This window comes from Streptococcus dentapri, assembly GCF_042649885.1.
GTDB lineage: Bacteria > Bacillota > Bacilli > Lactobacillales > Streptococcaceae > Streptococcus > Streptococcus dentapri.
In genome coordinates, this window is sequence record NZ_JBHSAC010000073.1 from 1 (window position 1) to 23,338 (window position 23,338).

The 23,338-nt window shown below is 40.3% G+C and carries 22 protein-coding genes and 2 pseudogenes; 17 read left to right on the top strand and 7 right to left on the bottom strand.

The genetic code is table 11. The features are described 5' to 3' along the window. Positions 1-117 precede the first annotated feature (117 nt). From ACFOSE_RS08535 to ACFOSE_RS08580, 10 genes are all read left to right on the top strand, one after another. Entirely contained in the window at positions 118-2,589 is a 2,472-nt protein-coding gene (locus tag ACFOSE_RS08535; protein ID WP_380432453.1) for a bifunctional DnaQ family exonuclease/ATP-dependent helicase, read from the top strand. An 89-nt stretch (positions 2,590-2,678) separates the two neighbouring features. Beyond that, a complete protein-coding gene (locus ACFOSE_RS08540; protein WP_380432455.1) occupies positions 2,679-3,107 on the top strand; it encodes a cell wall elongation regulator TseB-like domain-containing protein in 429 nt (142 codons plus the stop codon). Beyond that, a complete protein-coding gene (locus ACFOSE_RS08545; RefSeq protein WP_380432457.1) occupies positions 3,104-4,285 on the top strand; it encodes a pyridoxal phosphate-dependent aminotransferase in 1,182 nt (393 codons plus the stop codon). The genes ACFOSE_RS08540 and ACFOSE_RS08545 overlap by 4 nt, the downstream gene beginning before the upstream one ends. Before the next feature lie 28 nt (positions 4,286-4,313). After that, positions 4,314-5,660 carry an asparagine--tRNA ligase gene (asnS, locus tag ACFOSE_RS08550; RefSeq protein WP_380432458.1) on the top strand — a complete coding sequence of 449 codons (1,347 nt, stop codon included), beginning with the start codon at positions 4,314-4,316 and terminating at the stop codon, positions 5,658-5,660. A gap of 445 nt (positions 5,661-6,105) precedes the next feature. Continuing rightward, positions 6,106-6,486 carry a RidA family protein gene (locus ACFOSE_RS08555; protein WP_380432460.1) on the top strand — a complete coding sequence of 127 codons (381 nt, stop codon included), beginning with the start codon at positions 6,106-6,108 and terminating at the stop codon, positions 6,484-6,486. A gap of 159 nt (positions 6,487-6,645) precedes the next feature. Then, the gene (locus ACFOSE_RS08560; protein ID WP_380432462.1) at positions 6,646-7,404 is read left to right on the top strand and encodes a DUF1003 domain-containing protein; all 759 of its coding nucleotides are present in this window, start codon (positions 6,646-6,648) and stop codon (positions 7,402-7,404) included. After that, a complete protein-coding gene (gene rapZ, locus ACFOSE_RS08565) occupies positions 7,401-8,288 on the top strand; it encodes an RNase adapter RapZ (protein WP_380432463.1) in 888 nt (295 codons plus the stop codon). The genes ACFOSE_RS08560 and rapZ overlap by 4 nt, the downstream gene beginning before the upstream one ends. Further along, on the top strand, positions 8,285-9,262 hold the full coding sequence (locus tag ACFOSE_RS08570; protein ID WP_380432465.1) for a YvcK family protein: 978 nt from the start codon (positions 8,285-8,287) through the stop codon (positions 9,260-9,262). The genes rapZ and ACFOSE_RS08570 overlap by 4 nt, the downstream gene beginning before the upstream one ends. Continuing rightward, positions 9,259-10,170, top strand: a complete 912-nt coding sequence (gene whiA / locus ACFOSE_RS08575) for a DNA-binding protein WhiA (protein WP_380432466.1) — start codon at positions 9,259-9,261, stop codon at positions 10,168-10,170. Before ACFOSE_RS08570 ends, whiA begins: the two co-directional genes overlap by 4 nt. A gap of 165 nt (positions 10,171-10,335) precedes the next feature. Then, a complete protein-coding gene (locus ACFOSE_RS08580) occupies positions 10,336-11,865 on the top strand; it encodes a metal ABC transporter solute-binding protein, Zn/Mn family (RefSeq protein WP_380432468.1) in 1,530 nt (509 codons plus the stop codon). A 76-nt stretch (positions 11,866-11,941) separates the two neighbouring features. Here the strand turns inward: ACFOSE_RS08580 and ACFOSE_RS08585 are convergent, their stop codons facing one another. The 6 genes and pseudogenes from ACFOSE_RS08585 to yghU form a co-directional block, all read right to left on the bottom strand. Next, positions 11,942-12,184, bottom strand: coding sequence for a type B 50S ribosomal protein L31 (locus ACFOSE_RS08585; RefSeq protein ID WP_380432470.1), 243 nt, complete (start codon positions 12,182-12,184; stop codon positions 11,942-11,944). Between the two features lie 113 nt (positions 12,185-12,297). Further along, positions 12,298-13,530 carry an NAD(P)H-dependent oxidoreductase gene (locus ACFOSE_RS08590; protein ID WP_380432472.1) on the bottom strand — a complete coding sequence of 411 codons (1,233 nt, stop codon included), beginning with the start codon at positions 13,528-13,530 and terminating at the stop codon, positions 12,298-12,300. A 15-nt stretch (positions 13,531-13,545) separates the two neighbouring features. Beyond that, positions 13,546-14,154: pseudogene (locus ACFOSE_RS08595) on the bottom strand (NADPH-dependent FMN reductase); the annotation flags it as partial. A gap of 65 nt (positions 14,155-14,219) precedes the next feature. Next, positions 14,220-15,152 (bottom strand): FAD:protein FMN transferase, encoded by a 933-nt coding sequence (locus ACFOSE_RS08600; RefSeq protein WP_380432476.1) that lies wholly within the window; start codon positions 15,150-15,152, stop codon positions 14,220-14,222. Then, on the bottom strand, positions 15,139-16,083 hold the full coding sequence (locus ACFOSE_RS08605) for a DHH family phosphoesterase (RefSeq protein WP_380432478.1): 945 nt from the start codon (positions 16,081-16,083) through the stop codon (positions 15,139-15,141). Before ACFOSE_RS08605 ends, ACFOSE_RS08600 begins: the two co-directional genes overlap by 14 nt. A gap of 150 nt (positions 16,084-16,233) precedes the next feature. Continuing rightward, complete coding sequence (gene yghU, locus ACFOSE_RS08610; protein WP_380432479.1) at positions 16,234-17,019, bottom strand: glutathione-dependent disulfide-bond oxidoreductase; 786 nt, start codon at positions 17,017-17,019, stop codon at positions 16,234-16,236. A gap of 124 nt (positions 17,020-17,143) precedes the next feature. On the opposite strand from yghU, the gene add reads away from it, so the two are divergent. The 7 genes from add to rplS all read left to right on the top strand — a co-directional run bounded on the left by add (position 17,144) and on the right by rplS (position 22,974). Beyond that, the gene (gene add, locus ACFOSE_RS08615) at positions 17,144-18,163 is read left to right on the top strand and encodes an adenosine deaminase (protein WP_380432481.1); all 1,020 of its coding nucleotides are present in this window, start codon (positions 17,144-17,146) and stop codon (positions 18,161-18,163) included. Between the two features lie 64 nt (positions 18,164-18,227). Next, positions 18,228-18,671, top strand: a complete 444-nt coding sequence (locus ACFOSE_RS08620) for a flavodoxin (RefSeq protein WP_380432483.1) — start codon at positions 18,228-18,230, stop codon at positions 18,669-18,671. 115 nt (positions 18,672-18,786) lie between these two features. Continuing rightward, positions 18,787-20,172, top strand: coding sequence for a Fe-S cluster assembly protein SufB (gene sufB, locus ACFOSE_RS08625; protein ID WP_380432485.1), 1,386 nt, complete (start codon positions 18,787-18,789; stop codon positions 20,170-20,172). Positions 20,173-20,219: 47 nt separating this feature from the next. After that, entirely contained in the window at positions 20,220-20,906 is a 687-nt protein-coding gene (locus ACFOSE_RS08630; RefSeq protein WP_380432487.1) for a VTT domain-containing protein, read from the top strand. Between the two features lie 52 nt (positions 20,907-20,958). Beyond that, positions 20,959-21,225, top strand: a complete 267-nt coding sequence (locus ACFOSE_RS08635; RefSeq protein WP_380432488.1) for a chorismate mutase — start codon at positions 20,959-20,961, stop codon at positions 21,223-21,225. Positions 21,226-21,316: 91 nt separating this feature from the next. Continuing rightward, positions 21,317-22,504: a chloride channel protein gene (locus ACFOSE_RS08640; protein ID WP_380432490.1), complete on the top strand. Its 1,188-nt coding sequence runs from the start codon at positions 21,317-21,319 to the stop codon at positions 22,502-22,504. A gap of 122 nt (positions 22,505-22,626) precedes the next feature. Next, positions 22,627-22,974: a 50S ribosomal protein L19 gene (gene rplS / locus ACFOSE_RS08645; protein ID WP_380432491.1), complete on the top strand. Its 348-nt coding sequence runs from the start codon at positions 22,627-22,629 to the stop codon at positions 22,972-22,974. Positions 22,975-23,120: 146 nt separating this feature from the next. Here rplS and ACFOSE_RS08650 read toward each other — a convergent pair. Beyond that, positions 23,121-23,273, bottom strand: a pseudogene (locus tag ACFOSE_RS08650) (MerR family transcriptional regulator); the annotation flags it as partial. Positions 23,274-23,338: the final 65 nt, after the last annotated feature.

A 23,338-nucleotide genomic window follows, 5' to 3' on the forward strand; every position in this document is an offset into this window, starting at 1 on the left:
AGACGTCGCTGGAGAGAAACGGCTTATAGCCGGTGTACAAGCCACCCGTTTTCACGGGTGGTTATGACTGAGAGCTCCTCCACTCTTTTTCTTTATTCATGCTATAATAGAAATACTATGACAGATAAGAAAGTTGAAAAAAAATATGCAGTCGTTGATTTAGAAGCAACTAGTGCCTCGGCGACTGCCCAAATTATTCAGGTGGGCATTGTCATTATTGAACAAGGAAAAATTGTTCAAACCTATGAGACGGATGTCAATCCGCATGAATCTTTAACGAAGCATATTACTGATTTAACAGGAATTACAGATGAACAGTTGTCGAAAGCTCCTGATTTTTCTGAAGTTGCAAGTCCTATCTTTGAACTGATTAAGGACTGTATTTTTGTTGCTCATAATGTTAAGTTTGACGCCAATCTTCTTGCCGAGCATCTTTTTTTTAATGGTTATGAACTGCGGACACCGCGTGTTGATACAGTGGAATTATCTCAAGTTTTTTATCCTACCATGGAACGCTATCGTCTGTCCGATTTATCGTTGAATTTGAAGTTGAACTTAGAGCATGCTCATACAGCGATTGCTGATGCTTATGCTACGGCTGAGTTGCTGCTTAAATTACGAGAAAAGATTGCCAATCTCCCTAAACTGACAGTAGAAAATATTCTGGCCTATGCCGATAACCTCTTGTTTGAATCTCGCTTGGTTATTGATGAGGTTTTTTCTCAAATGTCTCCTGAACTTCCCAAAGGCTTTGTAGAGGTGCATAATCTAGTCGTTAAAAAACCAGAACCTCTGTTATCAGAGCGTCATCTGGCGGCCGATTTTACAAGAAATTTAGCCTTGCTAGATTTAGATGAGCGCCCTGCCCAGCTAGCCTTTGCTGGAAAAATTGCTGAGTGCTATGATGATCCAAGGCCTGTGTTCATTCAGGGGCAAGCTGGTATTGGTAAAACCTATGGCTATCTTTTGCCTCTCTTGAGTAAGGTACAGGACCAAAAAATCATCGTGACAGTACCGACAAAGGCCTTGCAAGATCAAATTATGAATCAAGAAGGCAGACGCTTGGCAGAAGTTTTTCATATCAATTGTCACAGTCTTAAAAGTCCTCAAAACTATATCAAGTTAGACAATTTCGCTGCAAGTTTGGAGAGGGAAGACAAGAATCGTTTGGTTAATCGTTATAAAATGAAACTTCTTGTTTGGTTGACTCAAACAAGGACAGGGAGTTTAGACGAAATTAGACAAAAGCAGCGTTTCGAGGCCTATTTTGATGAAATTAGACATGATGGTAATCTCAGTAATAAGTCGGCTTTCTGGGATATTGATTTTTGGAATCTCAGCTATGAGCGCTCCAAGTCCTGTCGTGTCTTAGTCACTAACCATGCTTATTTTCTTACGAGAATAGAAGATGACAAAGATTTCATCAAGGGACATATTTTAGTTGTTGACGAGGCGCAGAAGCTTTTTTTAAATTTGGAGCAGTTTTCTCGTAGACAAGTCAAACTCAATCCTATCATGAAAAGCCTGCACGAACTTTTAGAAAAACCTGCTAATCATCTGCAAAAACGTATTTTGGAAAGTCTACAATTTGAACTTTCTAATCTAATTGTTCAATTTTACCAAAATAATCAGAAGATCATTCCTAAACATCAGGTTGAAAAAATTCGGCAGGATTTGCTAGAAGTCAATTCTTCAGATTTTTTAGAGCTCAAAGAAGCCCTTGCCCCTGTTTTTTCAGACTTTTGGCTGAGTCAAGAATGGTCTCAGGAACACCGTCTTACCGATTTAAACAGTGCCCGTTCAGATCTTATGACACTCAGTAACTTCCTACCTGAGACAGCCAAGTCTTATTTTGTCTCTGCCACCTTGGATATTAGTGATCGAGTTTCCTTGCCAAACTTACTAGGATTTGAGGATTATGATTTCATTCGTCTACCACAGGAAGCTACTCAGGGTCAGACAATTTGGCTAGATTCCTCTATGCCCAACATCCCTAGTCTATCATCTCAAGACTATGCCAGCATTTTAAGCGATAAAGTTAAGAAACTTAGGCAATTAAGACAGCCTATATTGGTTCTATTTACGGCCAAAGAGATTATGTTTTCGGTGTCAGAGTTGTTGGATGAAGCTCATATTAATCATCTCTGTCAGCATAAAAATGGTCATGCAGCTAATATTAAGAATCGTTTTGATAAGGGAGAAAGTTCAATTCTACTGGGGACAGGAGCCTTTTGGGAAGGTGTTGATTTTGCCAATCAGGATAGACTGATTGAGGTTATTACCCGTCTCCCCTTTGATAATCCTCAAGAACACTTCACTAAAAAGCTTAAACGTCAGCTAAGCTTGGCCGGTAAAAAACCTTTTTACGATTACAGCTTACCTGTTACTGTTTTGCGGTTGAAACAAGCAATTGGACGCAGTAAACGTAAGGAGTACCAACGCTCAGCTGTGGTCATTTTAGATAATCGTATTCTGAGCAAGTCCTATGGTCCGTTAATCTATCAATCACTCAATCAAGAATTTCCTTTGAAGGTCCAAAATTTTGATAGAATATTATCCGAAATGGCGCAATTTTTCAAAAATATTTGATATAATAAGAAACATCAATGTAAGAAAAGGTTGGTTGCATGAAAAAAACCAAAAACAAGCCTTTTTGGCTATATTTTATAGGAGTTTTTTTGGTTCTCATTGCTCTGTCAGCCGGTATTTATGCCTTCTTTGTGGCAGCTGTTAGACCGCATCAAGAAGCTGAGAAGCAAGCGATTAAGACAGCTAAGGAGTATGTGGATTTTGCTTCGGTTACTGATTTTCAACAGTACAATGGCAAAGAAGTCTTCTACACTGTCTTTGGTAAAAATGATGCGGGTGAGCAGCTTATGGTTGCCATCAGTAAAAAGCATCAGGGACAAGTTTACATCTATAAGGATGACCAAGGCATTAGTGCTAGGCAAGCTGAGGCAGTTGCTAAAAAAGAAGGAGCTCATAAGGTTGAGCAGATCACCTTTGGTATAGTCAATGGCAGTGCTATATGGGAAGTACATGCGGATAGTGCTTACTATCTGATTGATTTTGAAACGGGTCAGTTCATTAAGAAGGAGGGACTATGACTTACTTATCAAATCGCGTATTGACAATGGAAGAAAGTGTCACTTTAGCAGCGGGAGCGAGGGCTAAAGAGCTAAAGGCACAAGGACGAGATATTCTGAGTTTGACTTTGGGTGAGCCTGACTTTGTTACGCCTAAGAATATCCAAGATGCAGCTATCAAAGCCATTCAAAGCGGTAAGGCCTCTTTCTATACAGTTGCTTCCGGCTTGCCGGAGTTGAAAGATGCCATCAATAGTTACATGGAAAAGTTCTATGGTTATTCTGTCGATCGCAATCAGATTGTAGCAGCAACGGGGGGTAAATATGTTCTTTATGCCTTCTTTATGGCTGTTCTCAATCCTGATGATGAGGTTATTATCCCAACGCCTTATTGGGTATCTTATGCTGACCAAGTCAAAATGGCTCAGGGGCAACCGGTCTTTGTCCAAGCGCGTGAAGAAAATGATTTTAAGGTGACAGCCCAACAGTTAGAAACTGTTCGGACAGAAAAAACAAAGGTGCTTTTGCTTAACACACCATCCAATCCAACCGGTATGATTTATACAGCAGCAGAGCTGCAAGCGCTTGGTGACTGGGCAGTGGCTAATGATATTCTGATTTTGGCTGATGATATCTATGGACGCTTGGTTTACAACGGGGCAGCTTTCACACCGATTTCAACCCTGTCAGAAGCTATTCGCAAACAGACCATTGTTATTAATGGTGTGGCTAAGTCTTATGCCATGACTGGTTGGCGCGTGGGCTTTGCTGTGGGGAATCCAGAGATTATTGCTGCCATGTCTAAGATTATTGGCCAGACGACTTCTAATCTGACGACCGTATCTCAATATGCTGCTATTGAGGCCTTCACGGGTGATCAATCAGCTGTTGAAACCATGCGTCAGGCCTTTGAAGAGCGTTTGAATACTATTTATCCACTCTTGAATGCTATTCCGGGCTTTGAAGTCATTAAACCTCAGGGGGCTTTCTATCTTTTTCCTAATGTCAAAAAAGCGATGGAGATGAAGGGTTATACTGACGTTACCGAATTTACAACAGCGATTTTGAATGAGACAGGTATTGCTCTGGTAACTGGTGCTGGTTTTGGTGCTCCCGAGAATGTTCGCCTAAGCTATGCAACAGATATGGATACACTCAAGGAAGCTGTGGATCGTCTCCAAGCCTTTATGCTAGATTAAAAATAAGAAAAAATAGAAAAGAGATTTTATGTCAAAAGATTACATCTCAATTATTGATGTTAAAAACCACGTAGGCCAAGAAGTAACTATCGGGGCCTGGGTCGCTAATAAATCAGGTAAAGGAAAGTTGGCCTTCCTCCAATTACGTGATGGAACTGCCTTTTTCCAAGCGGTGGCCTTTAAGCCAAATTTGATTGAGAAATACGGCGAAGAAGAAGGTTTGGCTAAATTTGATACCATCAAGCACCTCAATCAAGAGACATCTGTTTATGTAACAGGGATTGTTAAAGAAGATGAGCGTTCAAAATTTGGTTATGAATTAGATGTGACCGATCTTGAAATCATAGGCCAATCTCAAGATTATCCGATTACGCCCAAAGAGCATGGAACTGATTTCTTGATGGACAATCGCCATCTCTGGTTGCGTTCACGTAAACAAATGGCGGTCATGCAAGTCCGTAATGCCATCATCTATGCAACTTATGAGTTTTTTGATCAAAATGGTTTTATCAAATTTGATAGTCCGATTCTGTCAGGAAACGCTGCTGAAAATACGACAGAGCTCTTTGAAACAGATTACTTTGGCAATCCTGCTTTCTTGAGTCAATCTGGCCAGCTCTATCTTGAAGCAGGTGCTATGGCACTGGGTCGCGTCTTTGACTTTGGACCAGTTTTTCGTTCGGAGAAGTCTAAAACACGTCGTCATTTGACAGAGTTTTGGATGATGGATGCCGAGTATGCTTTCCTATCACATGCCCAATCTCTTGATTTACAAGAAGCCTATGTAAAGGCCTTGATTCAGGGGGTGCTTGAGCGTGCACCGCAGGCGCTTGAGATTTTGGAGCGTGATATCGATGCTCTCAAGCGTTATATTGACCAACCTTTCAAACGTGTTTCTTATGATGATGCTATCACACTTTTGCAGGAGCATGAAGTAGATGACGATACAGATTATGAACATATTGATCATGGTGATGATTTTGGTTCGCCACATGAGACTTGGATTTCCAACTATTTTGGCGTGCCAACTTTCGTGGTTAACTACCCAGCCGCCTTTAAGGCCTTTTACATGAAACCTGTACCGGGCAATCCGGACCGTGTCCTCTGTGCTGATTTGTTGGCACCAGAAGGTTATGGTGAAATTATCGGTGGTTCAGAACGTGAAACAGACTATGATAAGCTCCTTGATAAAATTAAAGAAAATGGCCTAAATCCAGCTGATTATGAGTTCTATCTCGATCTTCGTAAATACGGCAGTGTACCGCACTGTGGTTTTGGTCTTGGACTAGAACGAATGGTAACCTTTGTAGCAGGGACCAAACACATTCGTGAAGCCATTCCATTCCCACGGATGTTACATCGTATTAAACCATAGAGGAGAATTGATGGAAGTGTGCGTTTAACACCTAAAACTGGAATCTATGCAATTGCCAATGAAGTCTATATATCAATGGTGAAAAAGTTGGAATCTTATTTCCTAAAGAAAGTAAGGAATTTGTTATTTTTGCAGTCAGGTGAATGTTGAAGTTGGATTTTAAGCGAAAAAAGAATCAGACCTCATCAAAGCCAAGTCTGGTAAAGAATGGATTATAAGATTAAGAGGCGGTGGCGTATTTTTGATTATTTTATGATCCTAACTTGGGAATTAGAAGTAAAACATTGCTAAAAGATACTCAATCGAGTGTCTTTTTAGTTGCATTTTCCTTGTTTATTATCCGAATTTATTATGCTGAAATCGGTCGGATAGTTAGGTGGAGTCTGTTTTAGTTTTCTCAATATTTTGTTATAATGAAGTTATCTTAATCACGGAGGGGATTTTTATGGTAAAAACAATTCACACTGACAAAGCACCTGCTGCTATAGGACCTTATGTCCAAGCTAAACAAGTTGGCGATTTTCTATTTGCATCTGGTCAGGTTCCTTTGTCCCCTGAGACAGGAGAGGTCATTGGAACAACTATTCAAGAACAGACTGAGCAGGTCCTCAAAAATATTACAGCTATTTTAGCAGAAGCAGATACGGATTTTGATCATGTGGTCAAAACAACTTGCTTTTTGAGTGATATAAATGACTTCGTTCCTTTCAACGAAGTCTATGCTGCGGCCTTTAAGGCAGAATTTCCAGCTCGTTCTGCTGTAGAAGTTGCTCGCTTACCTAAGGATGTTAAAATTGAAATAGAAGTTATTGCCTATCTTAAGTAAAGAATAGATAGCATAAGAGGTTGTAGCCTGCCACTGTCTCTAAGATTAAGAGACAAGTCTGACTAGGCTCTTTTTATTTGTCTCAAGGGCTCTTTAAATGATAATTAGTTGCCTGGCTAGCATTTGTGCTATAATAAGGGATAGAAAGAAGGTATGTGTATGCTTGAAGACAAACTCGTTTTTGATGCTCTGACTCAGCAACCCTGCCATTTAACTGATGGGGTCTTTTTATCGGAAATTGGCAGTAGACTGAGACAATTAATCAAACGGGATTATCCCAATCTGAAAGATGATGACTTCATTAGCAATCAAAACTTGTTAGCCTATCGTTTAGAATTTCTCGATCTAACGATTGAACGTGCTCAAACTAAAAATGATTATATTAGGGAGACCGTTTATGACGTAACTAAAAATAAGCAATATGAAACATTGGATGTTCAAGAAGCTTGGGACCGTAAAATAACATTTGGTCAGAAGATAGCCGATGACGTTGCACGTTTCGGCGGTTCATGGACCTTCATTATCAGTTTTATCCTATTTATGGCTGTTTGGATGGCTCTTAATGTCATCCAACCCTTTGGAATTCGTTTTGATGCCTATCCTTTTATCCTCTTGAATTTGACTTTATCAACTGTAGCTGCTATTCAGGCGCCCTTGATTATGATGAGCCAGAACCGTGCTTCGGATTACGATCGCCTACAGGCTAAAAATGATTTTAATGTTAATAAAAAATCAGAAGAGGGCGTTCGTCTCCTACACACTAAGTTGGACCATTTGGTTCAGCAAGATCAATCGGACTTAATGGAGGTTCAGAGATTGCAAACGGAAATGCTGGCTTCAATAACCCAGCAATTGGATCATTTACAGAAAACGAATCATAAACTTATTGCAGAATTAGAAGGGAGAGAAAATATATGACAAACCCTGTTAATTTAGTCATTGTAACGGGTATGAGTGGTGCTGGTAAGACAGTTGCTATCCAATCTTTTGAAGATATGGGCTACTTCACCGTTGATAATATGCCCCCGGCTCTGGTACCAAAATTTATGGAATTATTGAGTCAAAATGCCGAAAATGACAAAGTTGCTCTAGTTGTAGACATGCGCAGTCGTCTGTTTTTTAAGGAAATCAATTCCATATTGGATAAACTGGAAAGCAATTCAGCTATTAATGTTAAGATTTTATTCTTAGATGCTACCGATGGTGAATTGGTGGCTCGCTATAAGGAAACACGTCGCAGCCATCCCCTTGCTGTTACTGGACGTATCATGGAAGGGATTAAGTTAGAGCGCGAACTGCTATCTCCTCTTAAAAGTGTCAGTCAAAATGTTGTGGACACCACTGAACTGACACCACGTCAGCTGAGAAAAACAATTTCGGAACAGTTTTCATCTGATGATGACACAGCTACCTTTCATATCGAGGTGATGAGTTTTGGCTTTAAATATGGCCTTCCCTTGGATGCGGATCTTGTATTTGATTTACGCTTTTTACCAAATCCTTACTATATTCCGCAGTTGCGCAATCAAACTGGCCTGGATCAAGAGGTGGCTGATTATGTGATGAAGCAGGAGGAATCAGAAGAATTTTACAGTCATTTGCTGAGTCTGATTAAACCAATTCTGCCAGGTTATCAAAAAGAAGGCAAGGCAGTCTTGACTATTGCTCTTGGTTGTACAGGTGGCCAGCACCGCAGTGTTGCCTTTGCCCATCGTCTGGCTGATGATTTAAAAGAAGATTGGCTTGTTAATGAAAGCCACCGCGATAAAAATCGTCGCAAGGAAACGGTGAATCGTTCATGAGAAAACCCAAAATTACTGTTATTGGAGGTGGTACTGGGATTCCAGTTTTATTAAAGAGCCTCCGACATGAGAATGTTAATATTACAGCGATTGTTACGGTTGCTGACGACGGTGGATCATCGGGAGAGTTGCGTTCAGCCTTACAGTTGACCCCTCCCGGTGATTTACGCAATGTCTTAGTAGCTATGAGTGATATGCCAAAATTTTATGAGCGAATTTTTCAGTATCGTTTTAATGATGATGACGGTGCTCTGTCTGGCCACCCGTTGGGAAATCTTATCATAGCGGGTATTTCCGAAATGCAGGGATCAACTTATAATGCCATGCAGATTCTCAGTAAATTCTTCCATACAACAGGTAAGATTTATCCTGCCAGTGAAGATGCCCTGACTCTACATGCTGTCTTTCAAGATAATCATGAGGTAGTAGGTGAGTCCAGTATAGCCAATTATGAGGGAATGATTGATCATGTATTTGTGACCAATACCTATAATGACAAGCAGCCCAAGGCCAGCCGTAAGGTAGTAGAAGAAATTTTAGAAAGCGATATGATTGTCTTAGGACCAGGCTCTCTTTTCACCTCTATCTTACCTAATCTCGTTATTCCTGAAATTAAACAGGCGCTTTTGGATACCAAGGCAGAGGTAGCCTATGTATGCAATATCATGACGCAATACGGTGAGACCGAGCAGTTTTCCGATGCGGATCATGTAGCGGTTCTTAATCGTCATTTGGGCGCAGATGTTATTGATACGGTTTTAGTCAATATTGAGCCAGTTCCCAAAGACTATATGGATTCCAACAAGTTTGATGAGTATCTTGTTCAGGTAGACCATGATTTTAAAGGCTTACAAAACTTGGTGAAGCAGGTCATCTCTTCGAATTTCCTACGTTTAGAAAACGGTGGTGCTTTTCACCATGGCGAAAGAGTTGTGGAAGAGCTGATGCGTTTGACAAAAAGGAGACAGCAATGAGTTTTACGACTCAAGTCAAAGAAGAAATTCTATCATTAGCTGATGCTGACCGCAGTCAGCTTTCTGCAATCATCAAGATGTCCGGAAGCTTAGGTTTGACGAATAAAGGCTTGACTCTATCCATTATGACAGAGAATGCTAAAGTTGCTCGTCATATATACTCTCTGTTAGAAGACCTCTATGATCTTGCTCCCGATATTAGGTATCATCAGAAAACCAACCTCAAGAAGAATCGAATTTACACTGTTTTTGTCGAGGAGAAAGTTGACAGTATTCTGTCTGATTTACAGTTAGCTGATTCTTTTTTTGGTATTGAGACGGGGATTGATCAATGGGTGCTGTACGATGATGAGGCCGGCAGGACCTATCTGAGAGGGGCATTCTTAGCCAATGGCTCTATTCGTGATCCTGAGTCAGGTAAATACCAGCTGGAAATCTTTTCCATCTACCAAGATCATGCTGAGGATTTAGCTCAGCTTATGGATAAATTTATGTTAGATGCCAAGGTTATTGAGCATAAAAAAGGAGCAGTAACCTACCTGCAGAAGGCTGAAGATATCATGGACTTTCTACTTGTTATTGGAGCTGTGAAGGCTAAAAATACTTTTGAAGAAATAAAAGTGATGCGAGAGACTAGAAATGATTTGAATCGGGCTAATAATGCTGAAACGGCTAATATTGCGCGGACGGTCACTGCTAGCATGAAAACTATCAATAATATCATCAAAATTATGGAAACAAAAGGGCTGGATATTCTACCAGTAGAACTGCGTCAGGTCGCACAGATTCGTGTAGAGCATCCTGATTATTCTATCCAGCAGATTGCTGATCATTTGGAAACTCCTCTGACCAAGAGTGGTGTCAACCACCGTTTGCGGAAAATTAATAAAATTGCCGATGACCTCTAGCTTCTTTTAGACTGCAGAATATCTGATAAATAGTAGTTACAGCCCCGATATTAGGGGCTGTTTTCATATATGAGTAAATTTTTGGATAAAGGCTTGCAATAATTTTTAGATATGATATACTTAACCAGTAAACTATTTTATTAACTGGTTAAGAAAGGTTGTTTTATGAAACGAAAAAGACTGATAATCTTTGCTGCCTTACTTCTTATGGTAGGCGGCATCATTGGGGGTATTTGGTTTAGTGAAAGCAAGAAGCAGTCCTCGGGTGATATTAAAGTTGTTGCGACCTTCTACCCTATGTATGAATTTACTAAGGAAATTGTAGGAGGTGAAGGAGACGTCAGTCTTCTAATTAAGGCAGGGACTGAACCCCACGATTTTGAACCCTCCACTAAAGACGTTGCTAATATCCAAAAGGCCGATGCAGTGGTTTATGATAATGATAGTATGGAGACGTGGATTCCTCAGGTCAAAAAATCAATCGGTAAGAATAAAACCGATTTTATCGAAGCTACGAGTCAGATGGTCTTGCTGCCAGGAAGTGAAGAAGAGGACCACGACGAATCTGAAGAAGGGCACCATCATGAATATGATCCTCATGTGTGGCTTTCTCCCCACCGCGCTATTAGTCTAGTTAAGAATATCTGTGATAGCCTTTCTAAAAAATACCCTAATAAGGCTAAGATTTTTAAAAAGAATGCAGCTCTCTACATTAGCAAATTAGAAAAACTAGATAAGCAATACAGCGATGCTTTGTCATCGGCCAAGCAAACTAACTTTGTGACCCAACACGCTGCCTTTAGTTACATGGCTTTGGACTATGGTTTAAATCAGATTTATATCAATGGTTTTTCAGCAGAGAGTGAGCCTTCTGCTCAGCATTTGGCTGAACTCAGTCAGAAAGTTAAAAACTATAATATCCAATACGTTTATTTTGAAGAAAATGCTTCCTCGGCTGTTTCTGAAGCTCTGGCCAAAGAAGCTGGTGTCAAAACTCTTGTATTGAATCCTATCGAAAGTTTGACCCAAGAAGAAATGGATGCTGGAGAGAACTACTTCTCTATCATGCGTCAAAATTTAAGCAATCTTCGCAAGACGACAGATAGTGAGGGAAATCAAGAGAGCGTGGATGATAAAACAACTGAAAAAACAGTTGAAAAAGGCTATTTTGATGATGCTGATGTAACTAACCGTAAATTATCAGATTGGACAGGAAAATGGCAATCCATTTATCCTTATCTTGAAGATGGAACCTTTGATGAAGTCTGGGACTATAAGGCCAAGCTCAATAAAGATATGACGGCTAAGGAGTACAAGGACTATTATACCAAGGGCTACAAAACTGACGTTGAAGCTATTTCCATCAAGGGTGATAAAAACCAAGTAACCTTTACCCAAAATGGTAAAAAGCATAGCTATACTTATAAATATGTGGGGTATAAGATTCTAACTTACAAGAAGGGAAATCGAGGCGTTCGTTATCTATTTGAAGCAAAAGATAAGAAAGCTGGAGAATTCAAATACCTTCAGTTCAGTGATCATAATATCTCAGAAACTAAATCCAGTCATTTCCATATTTTCTGGGGAAATAGTAGTCAGGAGACTATCCTAAAGGAAATGGATAACTGGCCAACTTATTATCCTCAAAAGATGTCAGGGCATGATATAGCGCAGGATTTGGTCGCCCATAATTAACACTTGTACATAGATCTCTTTAAAAATGTTGGTGTATTATTAAAGGCAATAAAAAAACCTCCAGTGGAGGATTTTTTTATTTGAGACCGTATTTTTTGTTGAAACGGTCCACACGCCCATCTGCTTGTGTGAATTTTTGACGTCCTGTATAGAAGGGATGTGAATCCGAAGAAATTTCGACACGGATCAATGGATAAGTTTCACCTTCAAATTCTACAGTTTCATTAGATGATTTTGTAGAACCACTGAGGAACTTGTAACCAGTAGTTGTATCAAGAAATACGACTTGACGATACTCTGGATGGATATCTTTTTTCATTAGTTTAAGTTTCCTTTCTGCCATAGCTTTTTTAAGCCATAGTTTGATAACTATTCTAGTTTAACAAAGTTCAAAATATTTGGCAAGACTTTTCTACCTTTTCTTGAATATTCCTAATGAGAAGAAGCCCCAGATGTAGCATCAGTTGCTTGAGCGTTTTCGTTTCTAGCTGATGAGGAAGCCCCAGATGTAGCATCGCTACCGCCTTGAGCCATCCCAGCAGGAGCAGAACCGCCAGCTAGATGTTGTCCAGTCGCTTGCAAGTACCAATCTATCCATGGACGGAAATTAAAGACAATTTCATTGATACCAGCGTAGGAGCCATCTGGGTAATACATGGCTTGGTAATTGTGGGTGTTGACAACAGAAGAATCTGGATTTGGAACCATGGTTCGTACGTATTCCTGATTGCCATTACGTAGAGTACCAATCACCCATTCTACATTTTTCATACGTGCCGGTGGTAGTGAGTTATGGACAGTATCCATTCGGTTTCCCGATTGGGAAGGAACACGGGCCGCTAGCATGGTATCGCTATCTTGATTGTGGTTATAGTAGAGGAATTGGTTATTGTCATCTGCATAGGTCAGCTCAAATGGCATAGCCTTCAAGAACATATCAATTTGATTAACTGTCAAAATACCGTGGTCTAGTTTAACATAAGTATCACCTGATACAGCTCCTACAAGGTCTGCAGCCTTTTCAACCCAGTTCGGATCGTCAGGATCAATGCCCGAAATAGTTGTAGAAATGGCGTTGTTGACATGTAGGTCTTCTGGTTCAATTGGTTTTGGTTTTTTCAATGTTGATACGACCTCCACATATTTGACAAAATTATTAATACAGGTTTCCAAAAAGTCAACAGTTGCTGCATTAATGATATTCCCATCGTCATCAAAAGCTTCTTTGGCTTTACCCAGTAGAAATTCATTACCAGGAAGGGTATAGGCATTGATACCTGGTGCATCTAAGATCTTACGTAAATGGACTTGGGCTCGGGAAGTTCCTTGATCATAGTAAGAGGCTCCAACAATCATAACAGGTTTACTTTCAAAGGGATGTACTTCGTAAGAAAGCCACTCCAAAACACTTTTTAAGGCCGCGGTGATTGTATGATTATGTTCAGGTGTTGCAATAATAACACCATCTGCTCGAGTAATTGTATTGTATAAGAGTCTCAGCTGAAAGCTTTCTTTCCAATCTTCATCCTGATTAAACATAGGAACCTGGTCAATCTCTAAAATTTCCAGTTCGAATTTAGTTTTGAAATGCTTGCGAATGAAATATAGTAAGTCACGGTTGTAAGATTTTTCAGCATTTGAGCCAACGATTCCAACAAATTTCATGATGTGCTTTCCTCCTTATAAGTTTTCCCAATCAAAGTTTTCGGCTTCTTTTTTTAAGAGTTCCTTGGCATGTGACATTTTCTCTGCCATTTTGACAAAGATACGGAAGTCATCAAAGATAGCATCTAGTTTTTGGCTGGTTTCAATGTCATTGAGTTCTCCCTTTTGATCAAAAGCCTGAAGTGAATGTGATAGTAAGAATTCATCCGGTAGGACATTTGATTTTAATTCAGGAGCATTGAGGATTTGGCGCAACTGGAGTTGAGCGCGTGAGGAACCTAAGGTACCAAACGAAGCTCCTGTAATCATAATGGGCTTATTGAATAAAGGATAGATACCATAGGATAACCAAGCTAAAGCATTCATTAGAACGGCAGGGATGGAGTGGTCGTATTCTGGTGTACCGATAATAACCCCATCAGCTTCCTCAATCTTTTTAGCTAAATCCAAAACAGCTTCTGGAAGCTTGCGATCAGCAGGTTTATTGAAAACTGGTAAATCTTTTATTTCAACCAATTCAATCTCAGCTTTATCGACAAAATGTTGCTGCATATACTGCAAGAGCTGACGGTTGGTTGATTTTTGTGAATTGGTTCCAACGATTCCAATGAGTTTCATAAGAATAGTCCTTTCTAGAAATATGGTACTAACCATATTGTAGCAAAAAAACCGCCAATAAGTAAGCGGTTTCACACAAATCTTATTTTTTCCAGACTAGGGCTAGCAATTAGTTGACTGTTTTTAGAGATGATCAAGGCTTCGAGCCCTTTTTCTCCTTGTATTTCTGATAGGATATCATTTGGACTTTTACCAAAAAGACGAGTGGTCCAGATCTCACCATCTAAGGATAAATCAGAAACGATGGTTAAGCTGGCTGTCTCACAATCAACGGGATAGCCAGTGTGGCTATCAAAGATGTGATGATAGGTCTCACCATCATAAGTAAAGATGCGTTCATAGATACCAGAAGTGACAACCGACTGATTGGCGATGCTGAGGATACTGAGGTTGTGACCTCTGGGTTTCCGTGGATCCTGAATACCAATCCGCCAGCGAAGATCAGGATTGTGTAAGGCCGGGCCGAAGGTGAGAACATTGCCTCCTAAATTGATTAGCCCACTAATCACCTGAGCCGATTTGAGAAAGGCGACGATGCGATCTGCAATATAACCTTTGGCAAGTGCACCGAGGTCAATTTTCATCCCAGTTTTTGCTAAATAGACACTCTTGTCCTCATCGTTTAATAAAATATCGGCTGGATTGATGATGTTGAGTAGTGCTTGGATTTCTTCAGGACTAGGTAATTTAGCATCTTTAAAGCCAATTCGCCAAGTCTGGATTAAGGGACCTATAGCAATGTTGAGATGACTGCCAGCTACCAAGCTATGGTTTTTACCAATTTTAATGAGTTCATAGAGATCGGAGGAAACGCTGACTGGCTCTTGACCAGCTGCCCGATTGATTTGCATCAATTCAGAAGTCTCCTTGTTAGCAGAGAAGCGTTGTTCGTAGTCCCTCAACAATGTCTCAACCTCAGCGAGAATTGGCTGAGGATTATTGTGGTAAATACGAGTGTCAATTGTTGTTCCCATTAGTTTAACTTGGCGGCTAGTCAGTTGCATGAGCAACCGCCTCCCTTATTTCCTGATAAATCTGCTCATTTTCTTCAAGACTATAAGAATTAGCGCCACTGGCTAGAGGGTGGCCACCCCCGTCATGGCGTTTGGCGATTTCGTTAATAACAACGTTTTTGCTGCGTATACGAACACGATAATGACCGTCTGGTTGCTCGACAAAAATCACCCAAGCTTCTACAAGATCAATTTTGCCAGGAGTGCCAACAATGGCTGAACTTTCAGCGTCGCTAACTTGAAATTTATCCAGAACCTCTTGCGTTAAAATCAGGCGTGCTGCTCCCTTGTTGTCTACTTCAAGATGATTAAAGACGTAAGCTTGAAGTTTAGCGATTTTAAAAGAGAAACTATCCATCCGACGGGACATGCCAGCAAAATCAAAGTTATGTTCTCGGAGTTTGGCTGCTATTCGTAAGGTTTTAGCTGTTGTCGCAGCGTAGAGAAAGCGACCAGTATCGCCGACAATCCCATTGTAGAGAACACGAGCTGCGGCATCAGATAGGGTTAGTCCGGTGTTTAAAGCCCAATCGGTGATAATTTCGCTGGCGCTTGAGGCAGTCGTATCAACATGTAGCAGGTCGCCATAAGGATCTTCGTTGGGGTGATGGTCAATTTTAATCAGAAAATCACCGGTTTGATAACGCTCATCATCAATACGCGGCCTATTCGCAGTATCAGTTACGATGACAAGGGCTCCCTTATAATCGCTGTCCTTAACTGAATCCATCTCTGCAATCCAAGTCAGGGTTGGTTCATTAAAACCGCTGGCTAGGACAGTCTTTTCTGGGAAGTTATATTTGATAATTTCTTTTAGTCCAACTTGACTGCCGATTGCATCTGGATCGGGTCGTTGATGGCGATGAATGATGATCGTACTATAAGCCTTTATCTTATCAAGTATTTGAGTGAATGTTAACATAGCAGCTCCTTTACAGAAAAATAATCTTATAACTTAATTATAGCACATAAAAAATGCTCCTCCTTAGAAAAGCAGGATAGATGCAGTAAAGTTCTATAATCAACAATTAAAACGACTAATCCTTTCAAATTAATCGTTTTAATTTTTTTATTAAATTTCCTGATATTCTGCTTGCAGTCCGCGTTTAACGGCTGGGCGTTTAGCAATTCTGGCAGTCCATGCTTGCAAATACCTGTATTCTTTGACATTGAGGAAAATGCCAGCGCTATCCCAGATTTTATCCTGAGCTAAGCGACCGTACCAAGACCAAATGGCAATATCAGCAATAGTATATTCTTTACCAGCGATGTAAGGCTTGCTTGCCAGCTCCTTATCCAATAAATCCAGCTGACGCTTGGCTTCCATGGCAAAGCGATTGATGGCATATTCAATTTTTTCAGGTGCATAGCGGAAGAAATGACCGAAACCGCCTCCTAAAAACGGAGCAGCTCCTGTCTGCCAGAAGAGCCAGTTGAGGACCTCTGTCCGCCCAGCCAAATCTTGAGGAATGAATTTGCCGTATTTATCTGCCAAGTAAAGCAGGATATTAGCCGATTCAAAAACGCGAATACGTTCGTCACCAGATTGATCAAACATAGCAGGGATTTTAGAATTAGGATTGATTGCAACAAAGTCTGAACCGAATTGATCTCCTTCTGAAATTTTAATACGATAGAGATCATAATCGGCATCAAGCCCTAATTCTTTTAATTCTTCCAGCATAATAGTTGCCTTGATACCGTTAGGGGTTCCCAATGAATATAGCTGAAAAGGTGCCTTACCAACAGGCAAGGTCTGCTCAAAGCGACTGCCAGCAGTTGGCTGGTTGAGACTGCCCCAAGCTCCCCCCATTCCCGATGGATTTTTCCAAACTTTAGGTAAATGATATTCTGACATCGGATGTCCTCCTAGATATTTTTAGCTTAAGATTAACAAAATTTTGCTTGGATTTCAAAGATATCAGTTTTCATATTTTCTTTGGTATGTTAAGATAGAAAAAATTAAAAATCGGAGAAATCTTTTGGATACAAATACCTTACAGCAGTTAGCTAAAGCAGAGCTGCATTGTCATTTAGATGGTTCACTGTCATTTGCAGCTATTAGACGTTTAGCAGAAATGACTGATATTACCCTACCGGACACAGATGCGGAGCTACAAAAACTAGTGACGGCTCCTGAAACCTGTGAAAGTTTGGTCGACTACCTGGCGACTTTTGAGGTTATTCGTCCACTTTTGCAGACCAAGGAAGCTTTGCAGTTGGCAGCTTACGATGTAGCCAAACAGGCTGCTTTGGAAAATGTCATCTATCTTGAGGTTCGTTTTGCACCAGAATTATCAATGGATAAGGGATTGAGTGCTAATGATGCAGTGAGAGCGGTTTTAGCAGGTCTTAAAGAGGCAGCAGCTGATTTTGGTATCACTGCTAAAGCCTTGGCCTGTGGTATGCGCCAGTCGGACCCACAGCTGACACATGAGATTTTGGCCGAAATTGTCGATTTAGCACCGCAAGGATTGGTTGGTTTTGATTTTGCTGGGGATGAACACAGCTTTCCTCCAGCTAGTATTGAAAAATTGATTAGAGAAGTGCAATTGTCAGGCTATCCCTTCACCCTACATGCTGGCGAGTGCGGTTGCCCTAGTCATATCGCTGATACACTCAAGCTAGGGATTAAGCGTTTGGGCCATGCAACAGCGATTACCAATCATCCAGAATTGATAACCGATTTTGTGCAGGCAGATGCGACTGCTGAGCTTTGCCTTACCAGTAATTTACAGACTAAGGCAGCTCAAAATTTATTGGATTTTCCTTATCAACAACTTTATGAGGCTGATGCTAATATAACTATCAATACGGATAATCGCACGGTTTCAAATACGAATTTGACTAAGGAATATAGCCTCTTTGCGCAATACTTTGGAACAGGTATCGCTGATTTTTTCTCCTTTAATAAAAATGCTATTTCCGCTTCTTTTACAAATACAGAGGAAAAAAGGTGGCTATTAACTCAATTAGAAGAGTCCTATCTCCCTTATCTTTGAGCATCAGCTATAAAAAATTTAACAATTATGCTATAATTGACAGTAATGATTTTTGGAGGGAAATATGGCTTTAGCTAAAATTGTGTATGCTAGTATGACGGGCAATACTGAGGAAATTGCAGATATTGTCGCTGATAAATTGCAAGATTTAGGGCATACCGTAGATATTGATGAATGTACAACGGTTGATGCAGCGGATTTTGAAGATGCTGATATGGCGATTATAGCAACCTATACCTATGGTGATGGTGATTTACCAGATGAAATTGTTGATTTTTATGAAGACCTAGCTGATTTAGATCTTTCGGGAAAAATCTATGGGGTCGTAGGATCGGGAGATACTTTTTACGACTATTTCTGTAAATCGGTTGATGAATTTGATGCGCAATTTGCGCTGACGGGAGCTACTAAGGGTGCTGAGTCGGTCAAGGTTGATTTAGCAGCAGAAGACGAGGATATTGAAAAATTGGAAGCTTTCGCAGAAGAACTGTCTGCTAAGTTGGACTAATATAAGAGAAAGAGATTGGAAATTTCCAATCTTTTTTTGTGAAATTCGATTGGTTTAAGGGTATAATGGGGCTGAAAAATGAACAACTACTTTCTAGATACAGACGGAGGTTGCTATGGTTAAAAGCAGAGATTATACGTTTGGTTTTCACGATGATGTTGCAGCCCTTTTTTCGACGGGCAAAGGATTGACAGAAGAGGTAGTCAGAGAAATCTCCGAAATCAAAAATGAGCCTCAATGGATGTTGGATTATCGCCTAGAGAGCTTTAAACTTTTTGAGGAGATGGCTCTCCCTACTTGGGGGCCAGACCTGACGGGGATTAACTTTGATGAACTTGTCTACTATCAACGATATTCTGGCAAAAACGCCAGAACTTGGGATGATGTTCCAGATGATATCAAGGACACTTTTGAACGCTTAGGGATTCCAGAAGCCGAACGGCAGTTTTTATCGGGGGCTGTTGCCCAATATGAATCAGAAGTTGTCTACCACAATATGAAAGCTGAGTTTGAAAAGCAAGGAATCATCTTTACAGACACGGATACAGCTGTTCAGGAGTATCCGGATCTGGTAAAACAATATTTTGGTACGGTTATTTCCAATCGAGAGCATAAATTTACAGCCTTAAATGGAGCTGTATGGTCCGGCGGTACATTTATTTATGTTCCCAAAGGCGTACATTGTCAAATTCCTGTTCAGACTTATTTCCGAATCAATGGCGAAAATGCTGGGCAGTTTGAGAGAACCTTGGTTATTGTTGAAGAAGGAGGATCCATTCAGTATATTGAGGGTTGTACGGCTCCGACTTATTCGTCCAATAGTCTGCATGCCGCTACGGTAGAAATTATTGTCAAAAAAGATGGTTATTTCCGCTACACAACCATGCAGAATTGGTCAGACAATGTTTATAATATGGTGACTGAACGCGGAACGGTCGAGGAGAATGGAACCTTGGAATGGGTTGATGGTAATCTAGGAAGCAAGGTCAATATGAAATATCCTTGCTCTATTCTAAATGGAGACCATGCACGAACGACTGTCTTATCAATGTCTTTTGCCAATTATGGTCAAGCTTTGGATGCCGGCTGTAAAGTCTTTCATAATGCCCCTCACACCTCCTCTACACTTATCTCAAAATCAGTAGCCAAAGATGGTGGTAAGACCGATTATCGTGGACAGGTGCGTTTCGGAAAGAATAGCTCGGGTTCTAAATCGCATATTGAGTGCGACACGATTTTGATGGATGATTTATCAAGTTCGGATACTATTCCTTTTAATGAAATCCACAATGCCAATGTTTCCTTAGAACATGAAGCTAAGGTTTCCAAGGTTTCCGAGGACCAGCTCTATTATATGATGAGCCGCGGGATCAGTGAAGAAGATGCAACAGCCATGATTATCAATGGCTTTATGGATCCTATCACTAAGGAGCTACCGATGGAGTATGCTGTTGAGTTAAATACATTGATCAATATGAGCATGGAAGGCTCAGTCGGTTAGGCTTTAGTCTTCTTGCTTTTCAATCGGTTTTACCTTATAATAGCGATATGAATTTTAAGAAAATCGATCTGAAAGATCGAAGCCTGCGCAGAATATTCAGTTTATTGGGAATTCTGGTCGGAATCATCTATTTCAGTTTTTTACTGGTTCGGTATTGGCCAATAATCCTTGACTTCATAAATGTAGAGAAACAGGTTGCCAATCTTGGTCGTCAACTGTCGTCTGCTAATCTGGTCAATTTTTGTGTCCTTATCATTTTGACGGCTCTGGGGTCAGCGGTTCCTTTTCTGTCAAATGCTGTTTTAGCGGTATTCAACGGTGTGGTTTTTGGCCCCGGTCTAGCCCTGCTTATGAATTTAACTGCTAATACGCTGGGAAATTTTCTGGTTCTAAAAATCCTAAAACTCATCAATATCACAGAGAGAGAAAAGAGCTTTTCTGATAAGTTGGATATCTTGAAAAAGATGGATAATCCTTATTTGGCTATCATCTTGGGTTACATGCTTCCAATTTTCCCTACCCTCCTAGTGAATTATCTGATAACAGAGTGGCAACTTCCTTTAAAGAAATGGTTACCTTGTGTTCTTGTCGGTGTTTTCCCTACCAGTTGCCTATACGCCTTTGGTGGAGATGCTATTATCAACGGTAATATTAAGCGGATATTGATTTTGATTGTCCTAGCGGTACTCGCCTATCTGCTAATTAGAAATTTATTGTTCCGGAAAAGAGCCTAGTTTTACTGGGCTTTTTTTGATATAATTTTAGAGATTTAAGGAGGTAAGGGATTTGAATTTGGAAAATATTCGTGAAAATATTAATAGTATTGATAAGGAGCTCGTCGCTCTCATCGAGCAAAGGATGACCTTGGTCAGCCAAGTAGCAGCTGTTAAAAAAGAAACTAGCAAAGCTATTTTTGATAAGGAACGTGAAGAAGCTATCCTAGCCAGAGTGGCAGATCAGGTTGCTAACAAAGAACTTGAACCTTTTATTGTTGCAATTTTTGTTGATATCATGAAGGTATCACGTGTCTATCAGGAGGAAAAATTGAAATAAGTCCAACAGTCGCTGACTTGCTCTGTTCTCTTTAGTTGAGATAAGGATTTCGTTTAAGAATGCAGCAGAGGGACTGTTTTTTGGAGGGAATATGCTAAAAACGTTTAAAAATACTTCCGTTGTGATGCTAGCTGCTATTGTCATTGGTTTATTGATTGGCTGTATTGATGCGGTATTTGGAAAAGTTCTCTTGTTGGTTAGCGACTTTCGTGATGCGCACCTGATTATCTTCCTACCTTTTTTGGCTCTAGCTGGCTTATTAAGTGTCTGGCTATATCAGCGCTTTGGTGGTGAAAGCAGCAAGGGAATGAATCTGGTTTTTGAAGTAGGACAGGGTAAGCGACAAGAGATTCCTAGAATTCTTATCCCTCTTATTATGCTGACCACTTGGTTGACCCATCTGTTTGGCGGCAGTGCTGGACGTGAAGGAGTGGCTGTGCAGATAGGAGCTACTATCTCGCATTGGCTTGGCAGGCTAGTACCTATAGAAAATAATTCTCGTGTTTTTCTAGTAACAGGTATCGCTGCTGGCTTTGCCGGTCTCTTTCAAACCCCTCTAGCAGCAACCTTCTTTGCTTTGGAAGTTTTGGTGGTTGGCCAATTAGCCTTACCAGCCTTGTTGTCGGCCTTACTGGCTTCCTTGGTAGCTAGTCAGACTTCTCGTATTCTGGGTCTGGAAAAATTTAGTGTTCCTTTGAGTATAAACTTAAGTTTGAGTCCTTTGGTTATTGTTAAACTACTCATATTAGGTCTCTGTTTTGGTTTGGTCGGCAGTGGCTTTGCTGCCTTTTTGTCTTGGGCAAAGACTCAGGCTTCTCACTATCTGATAAATCCATACACACGTATTGTCGTTTTAAGTCTTTTTTTAACATTACTGCTGTTTTTATTGGAGAGTGGACGCTATGTGGGTCTGGGAACTAACCTCATTTTACTGAGCTTGAAAGGTGGTCCTATCTATGGTTGGGATTGGCTCTTAAAATTAGTTTTAACCGTCCTCACGCTGGCTGCAGGTTTTCAGGGTGGTGAAGTCACTCCACTCTTTGCAATCGGAGCCAGTCTGGGAGTGATTTTAGCTCCTTTTTTTGGTCTACCTGTCTTGCTGGGAGCTGCTTTAGGGTACTCAGCCGTGTTTGCTGGTGCTACGAATACACTTTTAGCTCCTATCCTTATCGGTGGTGAAGTATTTGGTTTTGCCAATACTTCTTATTTCTTGCTAGTCGTCGCTACGGCCTTCTTAGTAAATCATCAATATAGTATTTATCCCTTACAAAAAAGATAGATCTTTAACCTTTACACTGCCAGCCATTTTTGTTAGAATAGACTGGTATGTTAATGGACATACGAAATTACGGCTAATCCGCTGGGACAAGCACCTAAGATTGGTAAGATAGGAGAAAATAAATGAATCCATTAATCCAAAGTTTGACTGAAAGTCAACTCCGCACTGACATCCCTGAATTCCGCCCTGGTGATACTGTTCGTGTTCATGCCAAGGTTGTCGAAGGTAACCGTGAACGTATCCAGATCTTTGAAGGTGTTGTTATCTCACGTAAAGGTCAAGGCATTTCAGAAATGTACACTGTTCGTAAAATTTCAAGCGGTATCGGTGTAGAACGTACTTTCCCAATTCACACACCACGTGTTGAAAAAATTGAAGTGACTCGTCACGGTAAAGTCCGTCGTGCGAAACTTTACTACCTGCGTGCTTTGCAAGGTAAAGCTGCACGTATCAAGGAAGTTCGTAAATAAGAAACGGTCTATTGAACTGTCTAGATTGAAACAGGTGATTATTTGTTTCAGTCTTTTTTATTTGCAAATAAAAATTCCATAATACCTCTAATGGATTTACTCACTACAGATATTATGGAGTCATTTTGTGTCTGTCCCAGCCTCTTTTATTTTTCTTCAAAATTCGATGGTTTATCTTCTAAGTGCTCAGATAAATTTTTAAATAAATTATTCAAACTCACTAAACGTTTTTCAACTTTTTCAACTGCCGCATCTAGAATATATCCTTTCTCCAGCATTTCTTGAATTAAGAGTACTCGTGGTGCTAGTTAATTTCAAAATATCTCAAATTATAAGCCAGTATGATTTGTTCGATTCTCAATTG